This is a genomic window from Flectobacillus sp. (assembly GCF_049240685.1).
Taxonomy (GTDB): domain Bacteria; phylum Bacteroidota; class Bacteroidia; order Cytophagales; family Spirosomataceae; genus Flectobacillus.
The window spans coordinates 1-9,244 of record NZ_JBMLSD010000439.1 but is presented as its reverse complement, the minus strand read 5'-3'; the positions used below and the strand labels follow the sequence as shown (position 1 = coordinate 9,244).

Annotated in this window: 8 protein-coding genes; 4 read left to right on the top strand and 4 right to left on the bottom strand. The window is 37.5% G+C overall.

The window, feature by feature from the left end; translation table 11 throughout:
• The first annotated feature begins 511 nt into the window (after window positions 1-511).
• The 4 genes from ACOVQ4_RS20330 to ACOVQ4_RS20315 all read left to right on the top strand — a co-directional run bounded on the left by ACOVQ4_RS20330 (window position 512) and on the right by ACOVQ4_RS20315 (window position 3,090).
• On the top strand, window positions 512-661 hold the full coding sequence (locus ACOVQ4_RS20330; protein WP_421822437.1) for a DUF2256 domain-containing protein: 150 nt from the start codon (window positions 512-514) through the stop codon (window positions 659-661).
• Window positions 658-1,245: a 5-formyltetrahydrofolate cyclo-ligase gene (locus tag ACOVQ4_RS20325; RefSeq protein ID WP_421822436.1), complete on the top strand. Its 588-nt coding sequence runs from the start codon at window positions 658-660 to the stop codon at window positions 1,243-1,245. Before ACOVQ4_RS20330 ends, ACOVQ4_RS20325 begins: the two co-directional genes overlap by 4 nt.
• Window positions 1,246-1,457: 212 nt before the next feature.
• The gene (locus ACOVQ4_RS20320; protein ID WP_421822435.1) at window positions 1,458-1,979 is read left to right on the top strand and encodes a hypothetical protein; all 522 of its coding nucleotides are present in this window, start codon (window positions 1,458-1,460) and stop codon (window positions 1,977-1,979) included.
• A gap of 118 nt (window positions 1,980-2,097) precedes the next feature.
• Complete coding sequence (locus ACOVQ4_RS20315) at window positions 2,098-3,090, top strand: aspartate-semialdehyde dehydrogenase (protein WP_421822434.1); 993 nt, start codon at window positions 2,098-2,100, stop codon at window positions 3,088-3,090.
• 200 nt (window positions 3,091-3,290) lie between these two features.
• Here the strand turns inward: ACOVQ4_RS20315 and ACOVQ4_RS20310 are convergent, their stop codons facing one another.
• The 4 genes from ACOVQ4_RS20310 to ACOVQ4_RS20295 all read right to left on the bottom strand — a co-directional run bounded on the left by ACOVQ4_RS20310 (window position 3,291) and on the right by ACOVQ4_RS20295 (window position 9,176).
• On the bottom strand, window positions 3,291-3,974 hold the full coding sequence (locus ACOVQ4_RS20310; RefSeq protein WP_421822433.1) for a hypothetical protein: 684 nt from the start codon (window positions 3,972-3,974) through the stop codon (window positions 3,291-3,293).
• 456 nt (window positions 3,975-4,430) lie between these two features.
• A complete protein-coding gene (locus tag ACOVQ4_RS20305; RefSeq protein ID WP_421822432.1) occupies window positions 4,431-5,492 on the bottom strand; it encodes an NAD-dependent epimerase/dehydratase family protein in 1,062 nt (353 codons plus the stop codon).
• A 78-nt stretch (window positions 5,493-5,570) separates the two neighbouring features.
• The gene (locus tag ACOVQ4_RS20300; protein WP_421822431.1) at window positions 5,571-7,514 is read right to left on the bottom strand and encodes a KUP/HAK/KT family potassium transporter; all 1,944 of its coding nucleotides are present in this window, start codon (window positions 7,512-7,514) and stop codon (window positions 5,571-5,573) included.
• A gap of 279 nt (window positions 7,515-7,793) precedes the next feature.
• Entirely contained in the window at window positions 7,794-9,176 is a 1,383-nt protein-coding gene (locus tag ACOVQ4_RS20295; RefSeq protein WP_421822430.1) for a hypothetical protein, read from the bottom strand.
• Window positions 9,177-9,244 lie beyond the last annotated feature (68 nt).

The following is a 9,244-nucleotide window of genomic DNA, read 5'->3' as shown; positions in this document are numbered from 1 at the left end:
AACTAATAAAAAAGGTGTACCTGATTACAGATACACCTTTTTGCACAACATTAAAAGATTATTGCCCTTCTAACTCTCCTACTTATGAAATTTTTTCCTACTAATTGTTATTACTTCAAGCCCTTAAATTGAAGTAATAATGGCGGATGCGTAAATTCGAGTCCTTAACTTTGGTGTGTCGTGATTTTATTTTTTGATATTAAAAAGCTGCACCAATTTAAAATCTAATTGAGAATCACAACATAATGTTTTATAGTGGCTAGGCATCGTTTTCTCTCTAACTTTATTGCCTTATTGTTGATACAAATTTATACCTGAAATTCGGGCTTTTGATTTGTATTCGATGAACTGTCACAAATGGAAAGTTTTTGGCAAAAAATGAGAGAAATTTGGTAATAATAGTTTTTTCAGAAACTTGCAAAAGTCATTTTTTAAGACTTGATTTTAACATTTATCCGTTTTGAATAGTTTTTTAGTTATAAAAAATTAGACTTTTAAAATAAACAAAACGATGAAAATGCGTAAAAAAGCAGATTTGCCTTCAAAAATTTGCGAAACTTGCAGTCGCCCTTTTGCATGGCGAAAGAAATGGGAGAAAGTATGGGATGAGGTAAAATATTGTTCGGACAAATGCCGCAAAACGAAATCATATAATCAATGACCAAAAAGGAGTTACGAAATATCTACAAAGAAAAGCGCAAGAATCTTTCTGAAGCTGAATATCAGCGGCGTTGTGAGTTGATTGTAAAAAATGTATTGGAAAACTTTGATTTTTCTACCATGCAATTCGTTCATGTATTCTTACCAATACAAGCGCAGAAAGAAATAGATACTTATTTATTGATGCAGCTCTTGCAGGAAAAGCACCCACAACTAAGATTTGTGGTGCCAAGGGTAATATCTCATTCGTTTGAAATGGAACATTATTTATATAATGCCAATACGATTACCTTAAGCAAATGGGGTATTCCCGAACCAATTCCTACACCTCAACAAAAAGTTGAACCCCAGCAACTAGAAGTGGTATTCTTACCATTGTTGATTTTTGATGAAAATGGGAATAGAGTGGGTTATGGAAAGGGATTTTATGATAGATTCCTTGAACAATGTTCAGATAAAGTTAAAAAAATAGGCTTATGTCTTGAAAACGCAGTGCCATTGATAGAAGAAGTAGGCAAATGGGACATTCCGCTCGATTTTTGTGTGACCCCACAAAGATGTTATGCATTTGGAGTAAAAAACTGAAAAAGAACCCTTTGGAAACAGTATAGCATAGCATTTTATTAAAATATTAGGAATATCTTATTCAAACTAAAGAAATTTCTTTTCTCTTCGGAGATTATGGAGTAATTTTGCGGACTTTTTGACGAGTCGCAACGTAGTGAAAATCAGAAAATTACTCACGATTTGTCAAAAACTTATAGAAAAAGCCCTATTTGACACTTAAAAAGTATGGAATGATGCGTTTATCAAAGTATGCAAAAATAGGTTGGTGTTTGATGTTATGCTTGGGTATTGCTCAGGCGGTTTTGGGACAGACAGAACTTCCCCGACCAAAGTACATTGCAGTAGAGCGCAATTTTTGGGGAATGAAATATATTTACGAAAGGCAGACTATCGAAAACCCATTGGCTTTACAAATTCCATTATTGCAAATGCAAGACCCCGAAGTAAGCAGCAGGTTCTTGAAGTTTAAGAGTCAACGAAAAGCCATGCAATGGGTCAATATCGCTTCGGCGGGGGTGTCGCTCTACACAATTTTTAATCGAGATAAAGTTTCAAATAATTTTTACTGGACTTCTTTGGGCAGTGCATTAGTAATAACCACTTATTTGAATTTTCGCTCGACTATCCATTTGTCAAAATCTATCGCTCGATACAATCAGTTGCAATTGCAACAAAGTAGGATTGGGCTAAGTATAAATCAAACCTCTGTCCAAACGCCAGTAATAGGCTTAGGTTGGACACAGTCTTTTTAAGTAAAGGATAGTTAGGAGTAAACAAAAACTTTCTGACTTCAATTGATGGCTGTTTAGTGCTTCTGTGAGGCATACAGCATTTTTTTCACTATAACCAAAAAACAAAGTACGTAAAACAATGAAAGTAGCAGTAGTCGGAGCCACAGGTTTGGTCGGTGGCGAAATTATGAAAGTTTTAACGGAGCGCAACTTCCCTGTAACAGAACTTATCCCAGTAGCCTCAGAACGTTCGGTAGGTAAACAGGTTGAGTTTAAGGGAAAACAGTACACCGTAGTAGGCTTCGAAGATGCTATCAAGATGAAGCCTGATGTAGCGATTTTCTCGGCAGGAGGTGGTACTTCTACAAAGATTGCTCCTCTTTTCGCTGAAGCAGGTATTACCGTGGTAGATAACTCGTCGGCATGGCGTATGGACCCAACTAAAAAGTTGGTAGTTCCTGAAATCAACGCTCATACATTAACGACTGAAGATAAAATTATTGCAAACCCTAACTGCTCGACTATCCAAATGGTAGTTGTGTTGAACCCTTTGCACTTGAAATACAAAATCAAGCGTGTGGTTGTTTCAACTTACCAATCAGTAACTGGTACTGGTAAAGCAGCGGTTGACCAATTGTTTGCAGAACGCGAAGGTCGTACAGATGTACCAGCGGTATATCCTCACAAAATCGACTTGAACGTATTGCCACACATCGATGTTTTCTTGGACAACGGCTACACCAAAGAAGAAATGAAAATGGTGAACGAGACTAAGAAAATTATGATGGATGACTCAATTGCTGTGACTGCAACTACGGTTCGTATTCCTACAATTGGTGGTCACTCAGAATCGGTAAACATTGAGTTTGAAAACGAATTCGATTTACAAGAAGTATTTGATATTTTGTCGAACACCGAAGGTGTAATCGTACAAGATGATCCAAAAAACTTTGTTTATCCTATGCCAATCAATGCACACGGTAAAGACGAAGTATTTGTTGGTCGTATCCGTCGTGATGAAACTCAGCCAAAGACCTTGAATATGTGGATTGTTGCTGATAACCTTCGTAAAGGTGCTGCTACAAACGCTGTTCAAATTGCAGAGTATTTGGCTAAAAACAATCTATTGTAATCAGAAGGCATAGAAATAATAGGCTTTTGCCTATTGCTTCCAGCTTAGAGCCTACAACAAAATATTTTTTATTAGGTTTGAGCATCAAGAGTCAAAAAAAATGAAGAAGAGCGGTGTATTTGGAGTGGTGTCCAGTTCATCTTTTGGCTTAATCTTCGATGATGAATTAAAAAGCCGAGACGAAAGTCTCGGCTTTTTTGTTATCGTTGCTCTTTGGATTCGAAATAAGGAGCTGACTTTGGTACTGTCAACACAGGAGGTCGCCAATTCGACTTTTTCCCAAACTTAAAGCTAAAACCCGCATATATTCCATAAAAAGAAGTATATCCGCCTTGTGAAGAGGTATACTGAATACCCGTATAGCTGAATTTGAGATACACTCCGAGTCGGTCGGCTGTTTCTTGTAACTGAAGTCCTGCGCTAGGCGAAAACCCCCAATTAAGACTATTGCTGAAGTTCTTATTGGCTGTTAGATATTCGTAATTTTTCTCTACTTCAGTATCATACTGGCTAACAAAAGTGCCTGTACTTATGCCTACAAAAGGTTTGATGAGATGCTTTTTCCATAAAAAATAGTCAACTGAGAAGTTTAGAGGTACGATTCGTTTGAGAATTCGACCATACACAATGGGTAAAGCATCACTTTGTGTTTGAACCATCAAATTGGTTCGCATATCATATACGCCCCAGTTCATACCGATTCTGAGGTTTTCGGTCAAATACTTTTTGGCACTAATATCTATACCCGAACCTGCATATTGTGCTTTGTTGCCCCATCCACCTTCGCCAATATAGCTAAAGCCTGAGCTAATTTGAATTTGCCCCCGACTGTCAAAATATAAAATACACAAAAAAAGAATAGTAGTAAGTAAAGTTTTTTTCATAGTATACCAAGGTCTTAAATAAGTGAGTAAAAGCACAAAGTTGTATTAGTTGAAAAAACGGCAAGATAAGGATATGATTACTGGAAATATAAGATTGATAGGGGCGGAGTATTTTGAAGAAATTTTTATAAAAATAGGAAAAAAAACGCCTTTTACAACTTTGATTATCAAATAATTATCAAACGGAAAATCAAGCATGAGTCATGTCGAATAGAGTGATTATGTTAGAAAGTAGTAGAGACGCAATGATTGCGTATTAAGCCAAGTTATATCTTGCATAGTAACATTAAAAAAGCGGTCGAAAAAATATTTTTCGACCGCTTTTTGATAAAAACTTGGAGAATAATCCCAATCCAAAAGATTAGAAATGACTTATGTTTTGATACTATATTTTAGAACAATACATCTTCAAATGCAATGCTGTTCATCCGATTGCCGAAGGCCCCAAGCCGAAAGCTATTTCAATACATAAGCCAACTGGCTTTCGTATTCAGTCAACCATGCTGTAATTTCTGAAACAATTTGTTTCATTGAGATGCTCGGTGTCCATCCTGTCAAGGCAGTCACCTTAGAGTTGTCGGTTACATACAAACGAATATCAGCAGCTCTGTTTTCGGTTACTTTGTTGATAGGAATGGTTTTACCCGTTACTTCCTGGCAAATCTGTGTAAGTTCTTGTAACGAAGCACTTACTTCTACACCACCACCAACGTTTAAGATTTCGCCATTTACTTTGTCCATATTATGCAATTGAAAATCAATCAAACGATATAGGTCAAGTACGTGAAGCATATCGCGAGTTTGCTTTCCTGAACCGCCGTAACCGATATAGGCTAACTGTTGTTCGAAATAGTGTTTGGCTACCCAAAGTACCATTACACCTTGGTCAACTTTACCCATTTGCCAAGGGCCAGTCAATACACCACAACGGTTAATCACAGTTTTTAGGCCATAAAACTCATTGTATTCGTGAATCATCAATTCAGAAGCCAACTTCGTAGCGCCATACAACGAACGAGCGCCATCTAATGGAAAATCTTCAGCAATACCTTTAGACGATACACCTCTTACTGGCTGTTCGTCGGCTAATGCAAAGCGTGTATCTGATTCAACGAAGTTGAGTTTTTCAATCGTTTTGATTGGATAAATTCTACTAGTTGACAAGAAGATAAAGTTAGCATTACTTTTTTTGGCAAAGTTCAAACAGTTGATTGTACCTACCAAATTGGTATTGATTAGATAATCAGGCGTGCCGTCCAATCCTGCCAAAACGGAAGGTTCTGCAGAAGCTTCGATAAGGGCATCTACCACTGGAAGTGCATCAAAATCTTCTTTATTACGAATATCGCCGTGTACAAATGTAACACCTGCTTGTGCTAGGCGTGGTAGATTGAGCTCTGAACCTTTACGACGGAGGTTGTCGAGGCAAATAACTTCGTAAGCGGGATAGTTAGTTTTTAGAGCAATCGCCAGAGATGAGCCAACAAAACCCGCTCCTCCCGTAATCAAGATTTTCATATAATTATGTATTTAAAATAGTAAAATCGTGCTCGTTTCGGAAATCGAAAAGAACACGATTTGGATATAGATAATAGATTAATCAATACGCTTCAAACGAATATTCTCGGCTGGGCGAATAATCAATGGTACTTTTTCAACTTTCACAGCGCTGGTATCCAAACCAAACCACTTGTCTTCGGAAGGCGTGAAGTCTTTGATGAAGAAATACGCTTTCATAATGAGAGATTCAAATATAGAAAGCTGATTGTCATAAGACAAGAATTTCTCAAGCACCACAAAACGGAAATCTCCAATGACATTTTGACGATTGAGGGATTCATATCGAGAGGTAATATCTACTTCTCCATTTTTTACCAATTCTTCAACTACTTTTCTGAAGTATAAATTGATTTTTTGTTCAACTCTAAAACCAAGACGGAAGGTTACTTTAATTACGTCGTCTGGCTCAATGATATCCACTTTATATTCCATGGTGTATGGGTCATCGAGCGTATCTACATGTACAAACCAATAAATATCAGCACGTTTTGGGCGTTTTTGGAAAATTGAATAAATGATTTTTGATTCAATTTCGCTTGTGCGCGCCGCATTCGACATAAATACGAGGTGTGTAGCGTATTTTGGAATACTCATATCTTGACTAAGGTCTTTCAATGGCTCGATATAATCTACCAATTTGACATATTCGGTCAAGCGCATTTTGATGATAAAGGCACGATACCAGATAATCATCAAGGCAATAATACAAGCCGCAATAATCAAAGAAACATAGCCACCATGAACAAATTTGCGTAGATTAGCCACAAGGAATGAGCCCTCAATAGATACATACACTACGATGAATGCTACAATCCACCACATATCAAATTTCTTGACATGTAAATAGTAGGCCATCAAAGCCGTTGTCATGAGCATCGTAAGAGTAATAGCTAATCCGTAGGCAGCTTCCATATTGGAAGATTCTTTGAACCAAAGTACCACACCCATACAACCCAGCCAAAGAAAGATATTGACACTTGGTACATATAATTGCCCTTTTTGATCAGAAGGATAATTTAAACGAACCTTAGGCCAAAAATTCAAACGAATAGCTTCAGAAACCAAGGTAAATGAGCCCGAAATCAAGGCTTGGCTGGCAATAATGGCTGCCGCCGTAGCAATTACGATACCCCAAAGTAAGAACCATTCTGGCATTAATTCAAAAATAGGTTTGCGTCCGTTCAAAAGGCTTCCGCTTTGATGAATCAACCAGGCGCCTTGACCAAAATATTGAAGAATTAAACAGATTTTTACAAATACCCAACTGATTCGAATATTGCCTCGCCCACAATGACCTAAATCTGAATACAAAGCCTCTGCACCAGTTGTGCAAAGAAATACCGCACCTAATACCCAAAAACCGCTTTCTCCGTTGTAAGGATTTGTTAATAACTGAATGGCATAATGTGGCGAAAATGCTCTCAAAATACTCCAGTCCTTTGCTATCCATAAAATACCAAGAAAACCAAGCATACTAAACCAAATCAACATGATGGGGCCAAATGCACGACCTACCATTTTTGTTCCAAAAATTTGGAACATGAACAAGACGGTAATGATTGCTAGTACAATTGGCACTGTTTCGATATCGGGCTTAATCATTCGAAGCCCCTCGACAGCAGAGGCGACCGATACGGGTGGGGTTATTATACCATCAGCCAAAAGGGTAGCCCCACCAATAATGGCAGGTACTGTTAACCACTTGGCATGACGACGCACCAAGGCGAATAACGCAAAAATACCACCTTCACCACGGTTGTCTGCTCGCAAAATCAGAATGACATATTTGAGCGTTGTCTGTAAGGTCAATGTCCAAAAAATGCAAGATAAACCGCCCAAAACGGTTGTTTCATTGATAGGAGCGGAGCCTATAATAGACTGCATTACGTAGAGTGGGGATGTACCAATATCACCGTAGATAATTCCCATTGCCACTAGCAGACCCGCTGCTGTGGCTTTGTCGGTATGTTTGTGTTCCATAGATGGAATCGCTTGTGTTTTATAATAATGATTAGAATTACTTGTCTGAGTATCTGTAAATTATGACTAATTGTTGGTAAGTAGGTTTCTCTAATCTATAAAAAACACAAAAATTTAGGGGTTTTGTAATAGATATTTGTCTGATAATATTTCAAAGTGCTAAAAGTGAGCAAATATAATATCTCTTCTGATTTATTCATCAAGAAAACGTTCCCCAATTAATGAAAGACCTATTTTATCTATGAACGGATTAAGTTGCTGATGATTTGGAATTTGGCTTTATGGATTAACATAGTAGTATCCAAAGATAATATTCATTTCATCTTCGGAGGTTAAACCAAAGCCGAGGTTTTTGTTAGTTGTATTATTGTAGGTTACTACAGAGGTTAATCCTTCGCCTTTTTTAAGCTGTATAGGAGTGCTAAAATTAATTACTTTAGGGTGTTCCCAATCAGTACTTTCATAAACTGTTTCGCCGTCGCGTGTGCCTCCTTTGATTTTTATCACAAATCTTTCGCCATACTTATGGTTGTGTGAGGTAAGCGAAACAATAGAAACATTGCTATCAAATTTAAAATCTTTGGTAATAGTGCTGCGCTGATTGGCTGGCAGACTAAAATTCGTATTGTTAAAATCAATCATTTGTACAACTTTTTGAACTTTTGAGGCTGGAACAGTGTAAAGATTGACATAATTTTCTCCTAAAAATGGTTGATTCGTTTTGTTGAAATAATGGGGATTAACATCTATCGTTGCGCCTGCGGGAAGTTTTAATGCCATCCCTTCTGGAAAAGTATAATCCTGATTTGGGTCGGTGCCTCCGCCCAAAAAAATATGATTAGACATTTGTAAAACCGTGAGAGCATTCAGAGAATTATTGATATTGCGCAAATCACGCACAATATCAATAGTCGGCATCAGTAAAGTATTATCTTTATTTCTAAAATCATATAAGACCAAATGATGACTATTGGGACGAGATTTGAGCTTGATGCGATTGACATACACCTCGCTAGAGTTGCCCAAACTTTTTCGAACAAAAATTTCCCTCTCAAAATTAGCCGCTACATTAAAAGCATCTACATGGATTTGAATTCCAGTAACTCCTTCTTCTTGTGGACTTTTGAGTGCTTCGAAAGGCGTGCTACTTGTTGCATAACTCGGGGTTGTGTCGTCCAACAGATATTTGTCTACCACATCGCCTGTGCGTGGCGCACCGGCTTCTATCCATCTTCTGATAAATTCGATTTGTCCTACATATAATGGATTACTCCCAAGTGGCATCGGAAGTCCATACTGCTTGCCACTATGATGACTGGCATCCCATTCGAGCTTATGAAATAGAAGACTTTCTAAAGATTTAAAAGGTTTAACTCTCTGGAGATTATCGGTTTTGGCTAAATCATTTTTAGGACTAACGCCTACTAGGTTTTGGTAGGCAACGGATTTTTCCAAAACTAAGCCATGCTGAGCATAAGTATTGTCACTCGTCGATGCATGACAACCAGAAGTAGCGCATGAAGGTGTAAGTATTTTTTGTTGAATTAAATCGAATGAAGAAGCTGATGCCGTATCGGAGCTATCAATGGATTTTTTTGAACAACCAAAATTTAGTACGGTCAAAAATGCTCCAAATAATAAAATGGAGTAAGAGTTTTTCATAAAGAAGGTTCGAGAAATGTAAAGGGAAATAAGTATTATTCAAACGCTTTAAGCACTCTATTTAAGTT